Genomic DNA, 17548 nt, shown 5'->3' with positions numbered 1-17548 from the left:
GCGGGCCGCGCGGCATATGTCTTTCCGTTCATTGCTTGATCAGCGGCAGGATTGTCTCGGCGGTGATCCGCATCTGATCGTCGTAGAATTTCTCGGTGAGAAGGCTCGAGCCGTGGTCCTGGATAAATTTCAGCTGCTCCGGGGGAATGTCGACAGGATTGCGCTCGACCATGTCCGGATATTTGGTGGCGGGCGTCCGGTCGACCGGAGCGACGAATTCGTTGGTGACGGCCCCGTCGTAACCGATCTCCTTCAGCGTACCGATGATCTTCGGCCAGTCGAGGTGGCCGAGACCGGCGGCAAAACGATTGTTATCGGCGATGTGGAAATCGAACAGGCGCTTTCCAGCGAGCCGGATCGCCTCATATATGTCTTCCTCCTCAATGTTCAGGTGGAAGGCATCGAGGCAGACCCCGCACTCGGGGCTGACAGCATCGGCGAGCGCCAATGCCTGGGCGGCACGGTTGAAGAAATAGGTCTCGAAACGGTTGAGCGGCTCGACGGCAATGCGTACGCCCCTCTTCTGAGCGTAGGCAAAACACTCCCTGGTGGCGTCCACCACCCATGTCCACTCTTCCTCCTCAGTCCCATCCGGCACCACCTTGCCGACCGTCGCCGGTACGAGCGTGAGGATCTCGCCCTCAAGTTCGCTGACCATGGTGATGACGCTCTTGACATAATCCACCGACCTGGCCCGCTGGCCTTCATCCCTGGCGGCGAGATTTCGCTCCCCGAGCGTCAGCGTAACAGCGCCCCAGCAGCGGATGCCATGCTCCCTCAGCAGCGCACGCGTCTCCTTCACGTCGTACTGTGCCGGCTCGCCGGATATCTCGATGCTCTCGTAGCCATATTTCTTGATGCGTTTCAGCGTGACGGCGAGCGGTTCGGCCCGCATCCAGTTGTGTGTCGAAAGATGCATGAGGTTCCTCCTAGATTGTTGCGGCCACGCTCGACAGCCGCTTGGCATCGAAACGTCACCTTGTCGCTGGCCAATTTCGCTTTTGCGGCAATCTGGTTTGGCCAATTCTTATTATCGAAAAGGTCTAACCCAAATCCAGAGCCTCTGCAAGACGACTTCGAAAGGTCCTCACAGCCGCTGTAATCGGCTGTTTGTCGCCGTTTTCCATCGCTCATGTGGGGAATGTCCGCTCCCAATCGCAAGCGAAGCAGCTTGACCACAGCCGGCATTTTGGTATGACCAGATTTGGGAAATCATGGACCCTGGAGCCGCAGCGCTGTGGCGAAGTATCAAGGGGGGAGAGATGAAGATCGGCATGTGCATGTTCCTCTGGACGACAGCTGTCGGCCGGAAACACGAGGGATTGTTACGCGATATCAAGGACACAGGTTTTGACGGCGTCGAGATCCCGATCTTTTCGGGCACACCCGACGACTACCGGCGGCTGGGGGCCTTGCTTGACCGGATCGGCCTGGAACGGACCGCCGTTTCCGCCATGGGCGACCCCCAGATGAACCTGATCGCTTCCGACGCGGCGACCCGCAGACGCGGCATTGACTTCATGAAATGGGCAATCGACTGCAGCGATGCGCTCGGCGCGACAATGCTGAGCGGGCCGCTGCATTCGACGCTCGGCAAATTTTCTGGAAGCGGGCCGAGCGCGGCGGAACTCAAGCGCTCGATTTCCTCGCAGTTGGCGATCGGCGATCATGCAGCAAAGCACGGCGTCACGATCGGACTTGAGGCGCTCAACCGTTTCGAATGTTACCTGTTCAACACGATGGACGACCTTGCTGCCCATATCGACGCGGTCGGACATCCGAATATCCGCGCCATGTACGACACCTTCCACAGCAATATCGAAGAAACCGATCCTATCGGCGCTTTCACGCGCAATCGTGACCGCATCGTGCATGTCCACATTTCGGAGAACGATCGCGGCGTACCGGGGCGCGGCAACATTCCCTGGGCGGAGACGTTCAGGGCACTGCGCGCGAGTGGCTACGACGGGTGGCTGACAATCGAAGCGTTTGGTCGGGCGCTCAAGGAGCTCGCCGCCGCGACAAAGGTCTGGCGCGACTTTTTCGAGACACCGGAATCAGTCTATCGCGAAGGCTACCGCCATATCCGCGACGGATGGCAAGCCGCGGCCACCAAGCAACCTGCCTAGTTTCGATCCAGACCGCGCTGCACCGCACGGGATGCCGCAAACGCGGCCGAGCTGCCCGAGGAATATCGACGGTCGTGCTGCCGATGCAAGACCGCCATTTCTCGGGTGTGCAAACTTGTTGCTCAGCCAATCGCCATAAGGCTCGCATTGCCGCCGGCAGCGGCGGTGTTGATCGAGGTCGAGACCTCTTCCAGCAGCCAGTTCAGACAATAGGCCTCGGGATCGCTCACCAGTTCCTCGCTGGTCGCAGCCTGGACCAGCAGAAGCGGACCAGGCAACGCGGCGATCTTACGGTTGACCGAAAGAACCCTGTCGCGGTCTCCTTCGATGAGCGCACCCGAGAAGGGTCCGTCTTTTTCCCAATCCGAGGTCCAGGAGACGCGGCTCGCAACGGTCGCGGGAAGATCCGCCAGCACCGATTTCGATATCGAGCCAGCATCCACGACGATGTGGTTGCCGGTCGAAAGGGCAGCGGCGATCTGGCGATGAAGGCCGCTTTCCGTCTGCGGCACGACAAGAATACGTCCGCGCGGGTGGAGTGCATAGAGATTGCGCTCGCCGACCGGGCCGGTGAGCTCGCGTTCGAGGCCGAGCGCTGAGCGGCTCGCATATCCTCTCGCCGCTTCGCCCTCGCTCGACAGTCCCTTCTTGTCGAGCCAGACGATGTATTGGCGAAGGGCAAGGTCGGTATGAACGGAGTCCTGCTGCGGCGGCACGGGGGGGCGCTGCACCAGGCGACCGATATAGAGCGGACCGCCGGCCTTCGGCCCGGTTCCCGACAGGCCGCGGCCGCCGAAAGGCTGCACGCCGACGACAGCGCCGATGATGTTACGGTTGACGTAGAGGTTGCCGGCCTTGATGCGGCTCGTCACATGGGCGATCGTTTCGTCAAGCCGGGTGTGAAGCCCGAATGTGAGGCCGTAGCCGGACGCATTGATGTCGTCGATCAGGCGATCGAGGCCGTTTCTCTTGAAGCGGACTACATGCAGGACCGGCCCGAAGACCTCCTTCGTCAGGTCCGAGAGCGACTTGATCTCGATGATCGTCGGAGGAACGAAGGTGCCTGCTGCCGCGCTTTGCGGCAACGGCAGCTGCTCCACCTTGCGGCCGGCACCGCGCATCGCTTCGATATGCTGGTCGATCTCCGCCTTTGCGCCATCGTTGATGACAGGTCCGACATCGACACTCAGCCGATCCGTGCGGCCGATCGTCAATTCACGGAAGGCGCCCTTCAGCATGGCGAGCGTCCTGTCGGCCACGTCATCCTGCAGGCAGAGAACGCGGAGCGCCGAGCAGCGCTGGCCGGCGCTGTCGAAAGCCGATGTCACAACGTCGGCCACCACCTGTTCGGCGAGCGCCGAGGAATCGACGATCATGCCGTTCTGACCCCCGGTTTCGGCAATCAGCGGGATCGGCTTGCCGGTTGCCGACAGGCGCTCGGCGAGCTGCGCCTGGATCATGCGCGCGACCTCGGTCGAGCCCGTGAACATGACGCCGGCGGTCTCCTGAGCACCGACCATGCCGGCGCCAAGGCGGCCGCTGCCGGGCACGAACTGCAGCGCGCCGACCGGCACACCGGCTTCGTGGAGGATCTTCACGCTCTCCGAGGCGATGATGGGTGTCACGCCGGCGGGTTTGGCCAGCACAGGATTGCCGGCGACCAGGGCTGCCGCAACCTGGCCGGTGAAGATCGCCAGCGGGAAGTTCCACGGACTGATGCAAACGATCGGTCCGAGCGGCAGATGCGACGGCCCAAGGGTCTTGCGGGCCTGATCGGCGTAGTAGCGCAGGAAGTCGACAGCCTCGCGCACTTCGCCAATTGCATTGGCGGCGGATTTGCCGGCCTCGCGCATGATGATGCCCATCAGCACCTTGATGCGGGCCTGCATGATGTCGGCCGCCCGTTCGAGGCAGGCGGCGCGCTCGACCGGCGGGACGGCCGCCCATTGCGGCGCATAGTCCGCGGCCATCGCAACGACGCGGGCTGCGTCCTCGACCTTCACTTCGGTCACCGTGCCGACCACGTCGCGGTGATCGGCAGGATTGAGGACATCGCGGGTCACGCCGTCCGTGGAGCCGTCGGCGAGGATCGGAAGCGCATGCCATGGCGTCGCAGCCGTGGAGGCGAGCGTCTGCGCCAGGTCCGAAAGGGTGGCTTCGCTCGACAGATCCAGGCCGCTCGAATTGGGACGGGCGTTGCCGTAAAGGGCCTTGGGTGCTGCGATCTGCACATGCGGGGCGCCGACGACGGGCATGGCCGCGACAGTCTCGGCCGGATCGGCGATCAGTGCTTCGACCGAAACGTTCGGATCGGAGATGCGGTGCACGAAGGAGGAATTGGCGCCGTTTTCGAGCAGGCGCCGTACCAGATAGGCAAGCAGCGTCTCATGTGTTCCGACTGGCGCATAGATGCGGCAGGGCCGGTCGAGCTTCTCTTTCCCGACGACTTCGTCATAGAGCGGTTCGCCCATGCCGTGCAGGCACTGGAACTCGTATTTGCCGACCGCGAAGTCGGGCCCTGCCAAATGATAGATCGTGGCGAGCGTCTGCGCATTGTGGGTCGCGAATTGCGGGAAGACGGCATCGGCGGCGGCCAGCAGCTTGCGCGCGCAGGCGATGTAGGCGACGTCGGTGTAGATCTTGCGGGTATAGACCGGATAATCGTCGAGACCATCCAACTGGGCGCGCTTGATCTCCGCATCCCAATAGGCGCCCTTGACCAGACGCACCATGATCCGGCGCCCGGAGCGGCGCGCGAGATCGATGATGTAGTCGAGCACGAAGGGGCAGCGCTTGCCATAGGCCTGCACGACGAAGCCGAGCCCGTTCCAGCCGGCAAGCTCGGGAGCAAAGCAGAGTTCTTCGAGGAGATCGAGCGACAGCTCCAGCCGGTCGGCCTCCTCGGCGTCGATATTAAGGCCGATATCATAGGACTTGGCGAGAGCGGCGAGCGCCTTAACCTTCGGCAGCAGCTCGCCCATCACTCGGCCGGCCTGAGCTCTGCTATAGCGAGGATGCAGGGCCGAAAGCTTGATCGAAATGCCAGGGCCGTCATAGATGCCGCGGCCATCCGCCGCCTTGCCGATCGCGTGGATCGCCTTTTCGTAATCCTTGAAATAACGCTCGGCGTCGGCGGCGGTCGTCGCCGCCTCGCCCAGCATGTCGTAAGAATAGCGGAAGCCGCGGGCTTCCAGCGGCCGGGCGCGCTTTAGCGCCTCCTCGATGGTTTCGCCGGTGACGAACTGCTCGCCCATCATGCGCATCGCCATATCGACGCCGCGGCGGATGACCGGCTCGCCGGCGCGCGCGATCAGCCGCGTCAGCGCCGCCGACAGGCTGCGGTCGTTGACCGTCGAGGTGAGCTTGCCGGTGACGACCAGCCCCCAGGTGGCGGCGTTGACGAACATGGATTTGCCACCGCCGATATGCGAGGTCCAGTTGCCCTCGGCGATCTTGTCGCGGATCAGCGCGTCGCGGGTGTCCGTATCGGGAATGCGCAGCAGTGCCTCGGCAAGGCACATGAGCGCCACGCCTTCCTGGCTGGAAAGCGAATATTCCTGCACCAGCCCTTCGACGCCGGTGCCCTTGTGCTTGGCCCGCAGCGCCTCGATCAGAGTGCGGGCCGTGTTGCGGATATCATAACGCTTCGCCTCGGAAACGCGGGCGGCGGCAACGAGCGGCGGCAGGCATTCGGTTTCCGGGCGGCGATAGGCGGCCGTGATTGCCTGGCGAAGCTCGGATTGCGGCCGGATCGGCGGCGCGAAGGCGGCGAATGGCGCGGGATCATTGGAGGATACGGGGTCGGTCGCTGCGTTCAACATGGGAGTCCCTGAGTAATCAATGGCTGTTTAGCGGATAAATGGAACACCGGGCTCGTCGTCCCAGAGCGCATCATCCATAAAAACGGGGCCGGAATATTCCGTCTCGCTAAGTGGACGCGCATCCGATTTGTCGCGCTTGAGGGTGAATGCCGCTGCAACCGCTCTTATCGCCACCGGCCTGTAGTGAACGAGCAAGTCGGGTTTCTGATCGTCATCCGCTTTTTTCCCGCGCATTCATGATCCCCATTAGTGCGATGCCGGATAGTGATTGCGGCAATGCGCCAAGCGCTCACGCCGTCCCATCGTCGGGATATAATCTACCACAATCACAAATCACGATCTTCCTTGATTTCAGCGATTTTCAAGCTGTATGAACTTAAGAAGTGATCACCGGGAGTTAAAATGGCCACAGAAACCGACATCTTTAGTGAATTGGACCAGTTCGACAGAAAGATCCTCGCGGCCCTGGTCGAGGACGGGAGACTGTCGATCACCGATCTGGCGGCGCGCGTGGGGCTTTCGAAGACGCCGTGCCAGCTTCGCTTCAAGCGACTGATCAACGACGGATATATCGAAGGGTTCAAGGCCGTTCTCAATCCCGCGAAAATGCGGCTCGACCACATCGCGTTCGTCGAGGTGAAGCTCTCGGATACCCGTGAGGATGCGCTGAAAAGCTTCAACGACGCCATCAAGAAGATCAGGGAAGTCGAGGAGTGCCACATGATCGCCGGCAGGTTCGATTATCTCCTGAAGATCCGCACCCGCGACATCGGCCGCTACCGCCGCGTTCTCGGCGAGCGCATCTCGACGCTGCCGCACGTTGCCAACACCTCGACCAACGTCGCGATGGAGACGATCAAGGAAGGCTGGGACAAGTTCGGTTCGAGTCTTTCGTGAAGGGTGGCGATGGCCGACAATCTTGCTAAATCAACAATCGGCATTTGAAGCCGCGAACGAGGAGCAGGATGGATCACGCCAACAGCCCGCAGGCATCGGCGAACGAAGAGAAGGAAGCCCGCCGGCTCCAATATCTTCCGTGGAAACGCGTCGCGTCGGACCTTGATCACCCCGCTCACCTCGCCCGCAAAGCCGCGCTCAGGCAATCCTGCGGCGCAGAGCTGGCCGAGACTTCCTATATCGCCGAGAACGCCGCGATCTTCGCCGAAAGCCTCACAATGGGCGAACGGTCGTGGATTGCGGGGCAAGCCCTCGTGCGCGGCGAAATTATCCTCGGCGACGATTGCTCCGTTAATCCCTATGCCTGCGTTTCCGGCAAGGTAACATGCGGCAATGGGGTCCGGATTGCTTCGCATGCGTCGATCGTAGGCTTCAATCATGGCTTCGACGACCCCGCTCTGCCCATACACCGCCAGGGGGTCGTCAGCCTGGGCATCGTGATCGGCGACGATGTGTGGGTCGGCGCCAATTGCGTGATCCTCGACGGCGTCACGATTGGAAACGGCGCCGTTATTGCCGCCGGGGCGGTCGTCACCGGGGACATTCCCGCGATGGCGATTGCCGGCGGCGTGCCTGCCCGAGTGCTACGCAGCCGAGGCTCGGTGCCCAGGAAATCCGGCGCGGGAGATATTGAAGAACGACTCGTCAGGCTTGGGCAGAAGGCGAAAGAGCAATGGCCGGACATTCTTGCGCGCTGGCAAACGCAAGGATTCTATGAATCGCTGGAGGCGGACGGCATCAGGCGACCGGCGATCCGGCATCTCTGCGACGCGATCGAAATCGCCGCCGGCTTCGGCGACCTGCCGCCGGGCCTCGATCCGGCGGAAACCGTCGAGCGCCTGCAAGGACTGCAGGACCGGGAGACCGGCCTTTTCCCGGAAGAACATGCGCTTGTAGGCGGCCGCGTTTTGCGGGATGACCCGAAGGCGCTCTACAACGTCCTTTCGGTCGGCTATGCGCTTGAACTGCTCGGCTCCAGCCCGCGCGACCCGGTCCAGGCGGCTGATCTCGACGCCGGCGAGCTCGACAAATGGCTGAGCGCGCTGCCTTGGCAAAACAGGGCGTGGCACGCCGGCAGCGTGGTCGATGCGGTCGGAACCGCGATCTATTTCAACGCCCGGTATTTTGGCATCAGGCAATCACGCCAGGCACTCTTCGAATGGCTGAAGAGGAATGCCAATAGCGTCTCCGGACTATGGGGCGAGCCGACGGCGCTGGAGGGATGGCTCCAGCCGGTGAACGGCTTCTACCGCCTGACGCGTGGCACCTACGCCCAGTTCGGCATTGCGCTTCCGCACCCGCACGCTTCGCTCGAAACCGTTCACCTCAATTATCGCAACCACAACGGCTTCGCCGGTGCAAAATATAATGCATGCAATCTTCTCGATACGATCCATCCTCTCCTGCTGATTGCCCGGCAGACCGATTACCGGCGGGCCGACGGCGAGACGATCGCCCGTACCCTCATAGCAAGAGCCCTGGACAGATGGCGGGATGGCGAAGGATTCGCGTTCGCCGATGGTGGCGAGCCGAGCCTGCAGGGGACGGAGATGTGGCTCTCGGTCATTCACCTGGCGGCTGAATTCCTCGGCCTTGCGGACCAGTTCGCCTTCATTCCCAAGGGCGTGCACCGGACGGCAACTCCCGGGCTCGGCCTGTGATCAATCGTGCAGCGCGGCCGTCAGCCAGGCAGCGGCGAGATTGCACGCATTGTTGCGCTTGGCTTTGACGGGCACGATCACGTTGTAGCGGTCTTCGGCGGCAAGCTCGCTTGCCTCGGCGCGCACCAGGGTTCCGTCCTCCAGAAAAGTGCCGATCAGCATGCGCCATCCCAGGGCAATTCCCTGCCCCGCGCGCGCGGCGGCGATGGTCTCGGTATAGTGGTTGAAGCGGAGCGACGGTTTTATCTCGATACCGGCGCCGCTGAGCGAAACCCATTGCGACCAGCTGTACCAGGAACGGTCGAGAACATCAGTCTCGATGAATTCGTCGGCCGCGCCCAACGGGCCACTCCCTCGACGCCTGAGATAATCGGGTGAGCAGACGGGAGTAATGACGTCGCCGCGCGAGGCAATGACGGTTCCATCTCTGAAGGGAGGCATGCCGTAGCGGATGGCGACGTCGATCTCGCCGTCATCAAGAGCGATCGGACTGTCCTGGGAGATCACCCGCACCAGAATTCCGGGATTCGCCTTGCGGAACTCCGCCAGCCGCGGCAGCAGCCAGAACGACGAGAATGCGATTGTCGCCCCGATCGTCACGACATCCTGGCCGCGCGACTGGATCGCCTCCACGCTCTCGGCGATATCGGCGAAACTCTTGGCGAGCGTCACGCCCAGGTTGACGCAGGCGGCCGTCGGCTCGATCGCCCGGTGCTTGCGCAGGAAAAGCGGCTGACCGAACTCCTCCTCGAGAACGGCAATCTGCCGGCTGACCGCCGCCTGGGTGACGCCGAGTTCGCCTGCCGCAAGCGTGAAGCTTTTGCGCCTGAGCACTGCTTCCAGCGTTACCAGCGCAGTCAGCGAGGGAAGCCGTCTTCGAAACTGCATCTTGCCCCTCTTCGCATGAACAAACATTATGCGAACGTGATTTTTTATGCCGTTGAATCCCCGCAACTGCAAGCGCAATCTGGGGAACTCTTACATAAGAGGTTCTCATGCTAAACAAGCTTCCATCTTCCCTTTCAGCTCTTCTCGATGCGCGCGCCGATGGCCACTCCCTGCCGGCCGGCCTTTACACCAGAGAAGATGTGTTCGAGGCGGACATCGACGTCTTCTTCCATAAGCACTGGATCTGCGTCGGCCTCGACTGTGACGTTCCCGAGCCCGGCGACGCCACGGTGATCGATATCGGCAAGACGAGCCTGATCCTCCTGCGCGACGACGACGGCGAACTTCGCGTCCTGCACAATGTCTGCCGCCATCGCGGTGCCCGCCTTCTCGATCCGGGCAAGACGATCGTGTCGAAGCTTGTCTGTCCCTATCACACCTGGACCTATGAGCTTACGGGAGAGCTCAGCTACGCTCCCCATATGGGCAAGGATTTCGACAAGGACTGTCGCGGCCTGAAACCCGTCACCTTCAAGTCGATCGGCGGGCTGATCTATGTGTGTCTCTCCGACAATCCGCCCGAAGACATCGCTCTCCTCGAGCAGACGATGACCGAGCGGCTCGCCCCCTACGACATCCGCAATGCCAAGATCGCCCACCAGACCGACGTCATCGAGGACGGCAATTGGAAACTGACGATGGAGAATAACCGCGAGTGCTATCATTGCTCAGCGAACCATCCGGAACTCTGCGTCTCCTTCGTCGATCTCGACTTCGGCTTCGATCCCGAAACGCTGAGCCCGGAAGACCGAGAACAGGCGGAAGAGCATTTCCGGCTTTACGAGGAGCGCACGCAGGCATGGGAGGCAGACGGTTTCCCCTCGGCTGCCATCGAGCAGCTCACCGACTGCGCCACAAACTTCCGTACGCAGCGGCTGATCATATCAGGCGCCGGCGAATCCCAGACCCACGATGCCACCGCCGCATCCTCAAAGCTGCTCGGGCACATGACCCGCAAGGATCTCGGCGACACCCATCTGTGGGGCCATAACAGCTGGAACCACTTCATGGGCGACCATGCGGTGGTGGCAACCGTCATCCCGCTTTCGGCGGGCAAGACGCTGGTCCGCACCAAATGGCTCGTCCACAAGGATGCCGTCGAAGGGGTCGATTACGATCTCGACAAGCTGACGGATGTCTGGATTGCAACGACCGACCAGGATGCCGATCTCGTCGCCCGCTCGCATGCCGGCACGCTCGATCCCGCCTATCAGCCAGGCCCCTATTCCCGCTTCTCCGAGACGAACCTCGACAAGTTCGCCACCTGGTACATCGATCGGATGCGCGCCCATGGATACTAGGAGCCCGCAGGCCTTGACAGGGAAAGCCACGGTCGCCGACCTCTGGAATCTCGAGGAAGACGACGCGCTCGTCTGCCTCGACGTCCAGCAGGAAACCCATGACGTCAGGACCTTCACATTCGCCTCGCGCGAGGGCAAACGGTTCGCGTTCAAGGCCGGGCAGTATTTCCTGTTTGACCTCGAACACAACGGCGAGGCCGAGAGCCGCTGCTACAGCATCTCCTCTTCGCCGCATCGGACGAACGCTTTCTCTGTCACGGTGAAACGCGTTCCCGGGGGCAAGATCTCGAACTGGCTGCACGACACGTTGGTTGCAGGGGCATCGGTCAAGGCGAACGGCCCGCTCGGCCATTTCGTGCGATCCGATACGGGCCAAAAGCTCCTGCTGCTCTCGGGCGGCTCCGGAATCACGCCGGTGATGTCCATTCTTAGAGAGATCGCCGACAGCTGCGAACCCGCCGATGTCGTCTTCATGAATGCCGCCCGCACGCCGCAGGACCTGATTTTCCGCGACGAACTCGCCTGCATCGCCCGAAGACTTAAGGGGCTTCGGCTGCACTTTCTTCCCGAGACCGTCGTGGGCGAAGCATCGTGGCCAGGCCTCACCGGCCGTATTTCGGCGGAGTATATGCGGCTGGCGGTTCCCGATATCGCCGAGCGCACCGTGATGTGCTGCGGCCCCGCCCCGTTCATGGCGGCGGCGCGCCGCATTGCCGGGGAACTCGGCGTGCCTGCTTCGCACTATGTGGAAGAAAGCTTCGATGCCGCCGTCATCAACGAGCCGGAGATTCCCGCGGTGCAGGAGGCGGCCGTCAAAGTCTTTCAGGTCACCTTTTCGAGGCAGGCCCGCAGCATCGACGTCTCGGGCGATCAGAGCGTGCTTTCGCGCGCCAAGAAGGCGGGCGTCAGAATTCCATCCTCCTGCGCGAACGGCGTCTGCGGGACCTGCAAGTCGAAGCTGACTTCGGGCAGCGTCGACATGAACCACAATGGCGGGATCCGCCAGAGGGAAATCGACGCCGGTTTCTTCCTCCCGTGCTGCTCCAAGCCGCTCAGCGATCTCGTCATCGAGCGCTGAGCGTCGGCCAGTTCAGTGCGCTCTCAAAGCGGCGGCGCGATGCTGCGAGGGCGTCTGCCCGAATGTGCGCTTGAATGTCCTCGTGAATTGCGAGGCATTTTCGAAGCCGACATCGAGCGCGATCTCGATCAGCGGCGCCTTCGACTGGGCTAGGATCGATTTTGCCCGCTCCATGCGGACGCGATTATAGGCCTTGGCGGGCGACATTCCGGTCTTCTCGATGAATATCCTCTCCAGCTGCCGCCTTGAGAGCCCGACCATGGCGGCAAGCTTCTCGATCGGCATGCTGCCGTCGACGAACTGCTCCATGGTAATCATCGCCGCCTTGACGCGGGCGTCGTCATAGTCGTCGTAAAGCGGGCGCCGGGGCTGAATATCCGCTGGCGTCCGGGCCTTCTCGATCTGAAGGACCTCCAGCGCGTTTCGTTCCGCATCTCGGCTGATGTATTTCCTCACCAGCAATGCCGCCATGTCGGCAGCGCTGCTGCCCCCGGCGCAGGATCCACGCTGCCGGTCGAGATTGAAGAGCCGGTCGGAGCGGACGGCAAGCTCAGGAAAGCGCTCCCGAAACTCCTTGTAATGCAACCAGCTGACGCAGGATTCGTGCCGCTTCATCAGGCCTGCCGCAGCAAGGATGAATGAGCCGGTGCACACGCCGATCAGCGGCACTTTCTTCGCATCTGCCTGCCGGAGGAAGGCAATTGTCTGCTGGTCGACCGGATTTTCCACCGTCAGGAGTCCGCCGACGACCACGATGTAGTCGAATCGTGAAGGATCGACGAAATCGGAGGTCGGTGCGACCTGGACGCCGCAACTCGAGGTGATCAGATGCCGCGTGCTGCCGATCACCTGCCAGTCGGCCAGCACCCTGCCGGAACGATCCTGCTGGTCGCTGGCCAGCCTGAGCGTGTCCACGAAGAGTGCGAAGGCCGACAGCGTGAAGGACCGCGACAGAACGAACCCCACCTTGAGCCTGGCCGCCGGCTTTGCGCTATTGTCGACCAACCGATGCTGCTCAGGTCGCATGTTCATTTCCTGCCCCTCCAAACGCGCTCATCGAATGCGATACCGTGCGCTAGCGGACCACGATCGTCGACGAAGATAGTGTTGTGCCAGATCACCGGCGCCCAGTCTCGACGCTCGCAGGGATGTCGGCAAAAGGTGCCAAGAATTCATGACTTCTTCCCGTCCCCCAGCAAGCGGCGCTCTCCGCTATTCGGTCAATCACCATGGTCAATACCACGATAGCGACCGAGGCATTGATCGAAGGCGCGGTATCGAGCGTCCTGATCGCGTCGTAGATCGCTTCTCGGAACTCGCCCGAAGCCACGATGCCAGCGATAATTGCCATGCCGAAAGCCATCATCGTGTTCTAGTTGATACTCGCAATGACGCTGGGCAGCACAACGGGAAGGCGGATAGAGAACATTTTGCCGGCGTCGTCCCGAGAGCCTCTGCCTGGTCGTAGGCGGACATGATTGATCCCGATCGCCGCGATTGACGCCAGCGCGGGGCCTTTCCAGGCTAATGATCGGTAGCATGGTGCGGAGGCCGGCGAGGCGAACTGTCGGGCGCCGGAAGCCGCAGATCCATGTGGCGGAGCGGAGCCGTCGTGGACGATCTATCGTCCAATGCCCGGTAGGGGAGCGCCGGCACACCGCCGCTCCCCGGAAGGTTCAGGCGGCGAGAGCGCCGCTCTTCTTGGCGGTCCAGGTTGCGATGTAGTCCATCAGCGCGGGCGAAAGGCAATCATAGGGCTCGAGGCCCGATGCCTTCAGCTGCGCCCTGACGGCGTCCATCTTTGAAGGATCGAAGCCGCTTTCGATGATCGACGACACGAAGGCCGCGAAGGTCGGCTTTGCCCAACCGCCTTCCTGGAAGCGCTCCGGATGGACGAAGGACAATCCCTGGAAGGGATGTTCACGTTCGACCGGCCCGTACATATGCACTCCGCACTCCTTGCAGGCATGCCGCTGGATCAAGGCGGCGGAATCGACGACCGCAAGCTTGTCGCCGTTTTCCAGCACCTCGACGCTTTCGGTCGGCGTCACAGCCACGACCGAGAAGACGGCACCTTTCGGTTTCCAGCACTTGGTGCAGCCGCAGACGTGGTTGTGGGCGATGTCAGCCTTGATCCTTACCTTAACTGGATTGCTCGCGCAGTTGCACACAAGCGTTCCGCCTGCGAAAGCAGCGTCAGTCGCTCCAAAGCCTGAATCCACTGCCGGATGTATGGCTATGCTGGTCATTGCTTCTCTCCTTCCCTCCCTGGCCGTTTGCGTTATGCCCGGCCGAGCTCTGCAATTACCTTCCCAGCCTCTGCGCGTGCCAGCGCAGATGGTCCTCCATGAATGTGGAAATGAAGAAGTAGGAATGGCCGTAGCCTTCCTGCATGCGAAGCCTGAGGTTGATATCAGCCGCCTCGCAGGCTTGTCTCAGCTCGTCGGGGCGCAATCCATCCTCGAGGAAGCTGTCAGCCGTTCCCTGGTCGACGAGCAGTTCCGGGAAACGATGTCCGTCCTCGATCAGCGAGCAGGCGTCATAGGCCCGCCAGGTCTTTTCATCGGCGCCGAGATATTTCCGGAAGGCCGGCTTCGACCAGCCGGAAACCGAGGGATGGCTGATAGGTGCGAAGGCCGAGCAGCTGCCGAAGCGGTCCGGGTTCTTGAGCGCGATCGTGATTGCGCCATGTCCGCCCATCGAGTGACCGAAAATTCCCTGACGGTCCATGTCGACCGGAAATTCCGCAGCAAGAAGCTGCGGCAGCTCGTCGACGATATAGCTGTACATGCGATAATTGGCCGAATAGGGCGGCTGGGTAGCGTCGACGTAAAATCCAGCGCCCTTGCCGAACTGCCAGTTGTCGGCCTCATCGGGAACGTGGTCACCGCGCGGGCTGGTATCCGGGCAGACGATGATGAGACCGAGTTCGGCGGCAAGCCGCCGATACTCGCCCTTGTCCATGACATTCGCATGCGTGCATGTCAGGCCGGACAGATACCATAGGACCGGCAGATTGCCCGCGGCGGCCTGTGGCGGCACGAACACCGCGAAGGTCATGTCGCAATCGCAGGCCTCGGAGCGTTCGACATAGACGCCCTGCGTGCCGCCGTGAGACTTGTCGGTCGAGATCGTCTTCATTCTCAATAGACCACCACGCCGCGGATGCTTTCACCCTTGTGCATCAGCTCGAAGCCCGTGTTGATGTCTTCGAGCGGCATGGTGTGGGTGATCATAGGATCGATCTGGATCTTGCCCTGCATGTACCAGTCGACGATCTTCGGCACGTCGGTGCGGCCGCGGGCGCCGCCGAAGGCCGTGCCCATCCAGTTGCGGCCGGTCACCAGCTGGAACGGCCGCGTTGAGATTTCCTGGCCGGCGCCGGCAACGCCGATGATGACCGACTTGCCCCAGCCGCGATGGCAGGCCTCCAGCGCCTGGCGCATGACCTTGGTGTTGCCGGTGCAGTCGAAGGTGTAGTCGGCGCCGCCGATCAGGTCGCCATTGCGCTTGGTCATGTTGACCAGATAGGGAACGATGTCGTCGCCGACCTCCTTCGGATTGACGAAATGCGTCATGCCGAACTTCTCGCCCCAGGCCTTGCGGTCCGGGTTGATATCGACGCCGATGATCATGTCGGCGCCGGCAAGGCGCAGGCCCTGCAGGACGTTCAAACCGATGCCGCCGAGCCCGAAGACGATCGCCGTCGATCCGACCTCGACCTTGGCCGTATTGATGACGGCGCCGATGCCTGTGGTGACGCCGCAGCCGATATAGCAGACCTTGTCGAAGGGCGCGTCGGGATTGATCTTGGCGAGCGCGATCTCCGGCAGCACCGTGTAATTGGCAAAGGTCGAGCAGCCCATATAGTGATGGATCTTGTCCTTGCCGATCGAGAAGCGCGAGGTGCCGTCCGGCATGACGCCCTGACCCTGGGTGGCGCGGATCGCGGTGCACAGATTGGTCTTGCGCGACGTGCAGGAATAACATTCGCGGCATTCCGGCGTATAGAGCGGAATGACGTGGTCGCCCTTCTTGACCGAGGTCACACCCGGGCCGACATCGACGACGATGCCGGCGCCCTCATGGCCGAGGATGGCCGGAAACAGGCCCTCCGGATCGGCGCCCGACAGGGTGAAATCGTCGGTGTGGCAGATGCCGGTCGCCTTGACCTCCACCAGCACTTCGCCGGCCTTCGGGCCATCGAGCTGCACGGTCATCACTTCAAGCGGTTTTCCGGCCTGAACGGCTACGGCGGCGCGAACGTCCATTTGATAATCCTTCCCTGTTAAATTCAATTTCGGCTTAGATATGCAGATACAGCCGAGAGATCGGACGATTTGCTTCGGCCTCCCCTCTCGATCACCCCGGCTCGACCTGACACCAGACTGCGAGAAGCGGCTGGGCCGTACATCGTATCGCGAAGGATTGCCCCGCATCGTTCGCGAACACTGTTCCGGTCGCGGCGGAAAACCATTGGGAATCGCCAAGGCAGATTTCCGCCGGCGAAAGCAAGATGAAGGCTCGCGGCTGCGTCTGAACATGATCGGGAAAGCGGGTGTAGCGATCCATATAGATCACGCCCACCCGGAGATCGGCCCGCTCCTCCAGACCGCCAGGCCCGACCAGGACCGCATGGGAGTGCGTGTTGCCGAAATTCAGGCTTGCAAAGGGGCCGGTCCGGCCGCGTCTCCAGAGCAGCTTGTCGGCGAGACTCTCGAACTGGCCGGCGATCGCCTCATATTTCCGTCCGGATTTTGCCAAATGGCCGATGGCCTCATCCAGCCCTTCGGGCACACCGGGAAGAGGGCCGCCCTCCGGCCGCACCTTGCCTGTCTTGAGCAGCCTCTGCAGCACTTTGCCCGCAACGAAACTGGCAACGGCGGGAGCCTCCGACGACAGCATCAGCCCGCCGATATCGTTGAGGAATTCCTGCAGCGGCCGAGGTCGCCTTTCCCGTCCGATGTCGTGCAGCCTCACATAGGCCGGCTTTTCCTCATCGTTCAGGAGAAGGTCGGCACCAGGTCTGATCGGACGTCCCACCACACGCACCACTTTTGGTCTCCCCCAGTCAGAGCGCCTTTTGCAATTCCGGCAGTGCCTCGAAGAGATCGGCGACGAGGCCGTAGTCGGCGACCTGGAAGATCGGCGCCTCCTCGTCCTTGTTGATGGCGACGATCACCTTACTATCCTTCATGCCGGCAAGGTGCTGGATGGCGCCTGATATGCCGCAGGCGATATAGAGATCGGGCGCCACCACCTTGCCGGTCTGACCGACCTGCCAGTCGTTCGGGGCGTAACCGGCATCGACGGCAGCACGGCTTGCACCGACGGCGGCGCCGAGCTTGTCGGCAACCGGCAGGATGACTTCCTTGAACTTCTCGGCCGAGCCGAGCGCCCGGCCGCCCGAGATGATGACCTTCGCCGAGGTCAGTTCCGGACGTTCCGAGGCCGACAGCGCATCGGAAACGAACCGCGACAGACCCGGATCGGAGACAGCCGGGATCGCCTCGACCGAGGCAGAACCGCTTGCAGCTGCAGAGGCGAAGGAGGCGGTGCGCACGGTGATCACCTTTTTGGCATCGCTTGCCTGCACCGTCTGAATGGCGTTGCCGGCATAGATCGGCCGCTTGAAGGTGTCGGGGCTGACGAC

At 62.1% G+C, this 17548-nt stretch carries 15 protein-coding genes and 1 pseudogene; 5 read left to right on the top strand and 11 right to left on the bottom strand.

From position 1 onward, the window contains the following. Window positions 1-28 precede the first annotated feature (28 nt). Window positions 29-919: a sugar phosphate isomerase/epimerase gene (locus FFR93_RS34850; protein WP_138396526.1), complete on the bottom strand. Its 891-nt coding sequence runs from the start codon at window positions 917-919 to the stop codon at window positions 29-31. A gap of 343 nt (window positions 920-1262) precedes the next feature. Between FFR93_RS34850 and FFR93_RS34845 the strand changes: the two genes are divergently transcribed. After that, complete coding sequence (locus FFR93_RS34845) at window positions 1263-2129, top strand: sugar phosphate isomerase/epimerase (RefSeq protein ID WP_064709708.1); 867 nt, start codon at window positions 1263-1265, stop codon at window positions 2127-2129. A 122-nt stretch (window positions 2130-2251) separates the two neighbouring features. Here FFR93_RS34845 and putA read toward each other — a convergent pair whose 3' ends face one another. Together putA and FFR93_RS34835 are read right to left on the bottom strand one after the other, a co-directional pair. Beyond that, window positions 2252-5950 carry a trifunctional transcriptional regulator/proline dehydrogenase/L-glutamate gamma-semialdehyde dehydrogenase gene (gene putA / locus FFR93_RS34840; protein ID WP_138396525.1) on the bottom strand — a complete coding sequence of 1233 codons (3699 nt, stop codon included), beginning with the start codon at window positions 5948-5950 and terminating at the stop codon, window positions 2252-2254. Between the two features lie 27 nt (window positions 5951-5977). Then, window positions 5978-6184 carry a hypothetical protein gene (locus FFR93_RS34835; RefSeq protein WP_138396524.1) on the bottom strand — a complete coding sequence of 69 codons (207 nt, stop codon included), beginning with the start codon at window positions 6182-6184 and terminating at the stop codon, window positions 5978-5980. 168 nt (window positions 6185-6352) lie between these two features. Between FFR93_RS34835 and FFR93_RS34830 the strand changes: the two genes are divergently transcribed. Both FFR93_RS34830 and FFR93_RS34825 read left to right on the top strand, forming a co-directional pair. Further along, a complete protein-coding gene (locus tag FFR93_RS34830; RefSeq protein ID WP_138396523.1) occupies window positions 6353-6847 on the top strand; it encodes an Lrp/AsnC ligand binding domain-containing protein in 495 nt (164 codons plus the stop codon). Between the two features lie 68 nt (window positions 6848-6915). Then, complete coding sequence (locus tag FFR93_RS34825; protein ID WP_138396522.1) at window positions 6916-8568, top strand: acyltransferase; 1653 nt, start codon at window positions 6916-6918, stop codon at window positions 8566-8568. On the opposite strand, the gene FFR93_RS34820 is transcribed toward FFR93_RS34825, so the two are convergent. Further along, the gene (locus FFR93_RS34820) at window positions 8569-9456 is read right to left on the bottom strand and encodes a LysR substrate-binding domain-containing protein (protein WP_064709712.1); all 888 of its coding nucleotides are present in this window, start codon (window positions 9454-9456) and stop codon (window positions 8569-8571) included. A gap of 107 nt (window positions 9457-9563) precedes the next feature. On the opposite strand from FFR93_RS34820, the gene FFR93_RS34815 reads away from it, so the two are divergent. After that, window positions 9564-10817: an aromatic ring-hydroxylating dioxygenase subunit alpha gene (locus FFR93_RS34815; RefSeq protein ID WP_138396521.1), complete on the top strand. Its 1254-nt coding sequence runs from the start codon at window positions 9564-9566 to the stop codon at window positions 10815-10817. Continuing rightward, complete coding sequence (locus FFR93_RS34810; protein ID WP_138396520.1) at window positions 10807-11895, top strand: hybrid-cluster NAD(P)-dependent oxidoreductase; 1089 nt, start codon at window positions 10807-10809, stop codon at window positions 11893-11895. The genes FFR93_RS34815 and FFR93_RS34810 overlap by 11 nt, the downstream gene beginning before the upstream one ends. 12 nt (window positions 11896-11907) lie before the next feature. Here the strand turns inward: FFR93_RS34810 and FFR93_RS34805 are convergent, their stop codons facing one another. The 7 genes and pseudogenes from FFR93_RS34805 to FFR93_RS34775 form a co-directional block, all read right to left on the bottom strand. Continuing rightward, window positions 11908-12921: a GlxA family transcriptional regulator gene (locus FFR93_RS34805; RefSeq protein WP_138396595.1), complete on the bottom strand. Its 1014-nt coding sequence runs from the start codon at window positions 12919-12921 to the stop codon at window positions 11908-11910. A gap of 91 nt (window positions 12922-13012) precedes the next feature. After that, a pseudogene (locus tag FFR93_RS34800) lies at window positions 13013-13327 on the bottom strand (hypothetical protein); the annotation flags it as partial. A gap of 244 nt (window positions 13328-13571) precedes the next feature. Then, window positions 13572-14144: an S-(hydroxymethyl)glutathione synthase gene (gfa, locus tag FFR93_RS34795; protein WP_138396519.1), complete on the bottom strand. Its 573-nt coding sequence runs from the start codon at window positions 14142-14144 to the stop codon at window positions 13572-13574. Window positions 14145-14199: 55 nt separating this feature from the next. Further along, window positions 14200-15036, bottom strand: a complete 837-nt coding sequence (gene fghA, locus FFR93_RS34790; RefSeq protein WP_138396518.1) for an S-formylglutathione hydrolase — start codon at window positions 15034-15036, stop codon at window positions 14200-14202. A 2-nt stretch (window positions 15037-15038) separates the two neighbouring features. Continuing rightward, window positions 15039-16166, bottom strand: a complete 1128-nt coding sequence (locus FFR93_RS34785; protein ID WP_138396517.1) for an S-(hydroxymethyl)glutathione dehydrogenase/class III alcohol dehydrogenase — start codon at window positions 16164-16166, stop codon at window positions 15039-15041. A 91-nt stretch (window positions 16167-16257) separates the two neighbouring features. Next, window positions 16258-16950 carry a dimethylsulfonioproprionate lyase family protein gene (locus FFR93_RS34780; RefSeq protein WP_138396516.1) on the bottom strand — a complete coding sequence of 231 codons (693 nt, stop codon included), beginning with the start codon at window positions 16948-16950 and terminating at the stop codon, window positions 16258-16260. A 16-nt stretch (window positions 16951-16966) separates the two neighbouring features. Further along, window positions 16967-17548: FAD-binding protein (locus tag FFR93_RS34775; protein ID WP_205910756.1), on the bottom strand; the 582-nt coding region annotated here is incomplete at its 5' end.

The organism is Rhizobium sp. MHM7A (assembly GCF_005862215.1).
Classification (GTDB): Bacteria; Pseudomonadota; Alphaproteobacteria; order Rhizobiales; family Rhizobiaceae; genus Rhizobium; species Rhizobium bangladeshense.
Note: the sequence above shows the minus strand (reverse complement) of the source record. Positions and strands in the feature narration are given on the sequence as shown.

Coding starts and splice junctions, on each gene's coding strand:
- FFR93_RS34850 (WP_138396526.1), bottom strand. CDS start 919: ATGCATCTTTCGACACACAACTGGATGCGGGCCGAACCGCTCGCCGTC.
- FFR93_RS34845 (WP_064709708.1), top strand. CDS start 1,263: ATGAAGATCGGCATGTGCATGTTCCTCTGGACGACAGCTGTCGGCCGG.
- putA (WP_138396525.1), bottom strand. CDS start 5,950: ATGTTGAACGCAGCGACCGACCCCGTATCCTCCAATGATCCCGCGCCA.
- FFR93_RS34835 (WP_138396524.1), bottom strand. CDS start 6,184: ATGCGCGGGAAAAAAGCGGATGACGATCAGAAACCCGACTTGCTCGTT.
- FFR93_RS34830 (WP_138396523.1), top strand. CDS start 6,353: ATGGCCACAGAAACCGACATCTTTAGTGAATTGGACCAGTTCGACAGA.
- FFR93_RS34825 (WP_138396522.1), top strand. CDS start 6,916: ATGGATCACGCCAACAGCCCGCAGGCATCGGCGAACGAAGAGAAGGAA.
- FFR93_RS34820 (WP_064709712.1), bottom strand. CDS start 9,456: ATGCAGTTTCGAAGACGGCTTCCCTCGCTGACTGCGCTGGTAACGCTG.
- FFR93_RS34815 (WP_138396521.1), top strand. CDS start 9,564: ATGCTAAACAAGCTTCCATCTTCCCTTTCAGCTCTTCTCGATGCGCGC.
- FFR93_RS34810 (WP_138396520.1), top strand. CDS start 10,807: ATGGATACTAGGAGCCCGCAGGCCTTGACAGGGAAAGCCACGGTCGCC.
- FFR93_RS34805 (WP_138396595.1), bottom strand. CDS start 12,921: ATGCGACCTGAGCAGCATCGGTTGGTCGACAATAGCGCAAAGCCGGCG.
- gfa (WP_138396519.1), bottom strand. CDS start 14,144: ATGACCAGCATAGCCATACATCCGGCAGTGGATTCAGGCTTTGGAGCG.
- fghA (WP_138396518.1), bottom strand. CDS start 15,036: ATGAAGACGATCTCGACCGACAAGTCTCACGGCGGCACGCAGGGCGTC.
- FFR93_RS34785 (WP_138396517.1), bottom strand. CDS start 16,166: ATGGACGTTCGCGCCGCCGTAGCCGTTCAGGCCGGAAAACCGCTTGAA.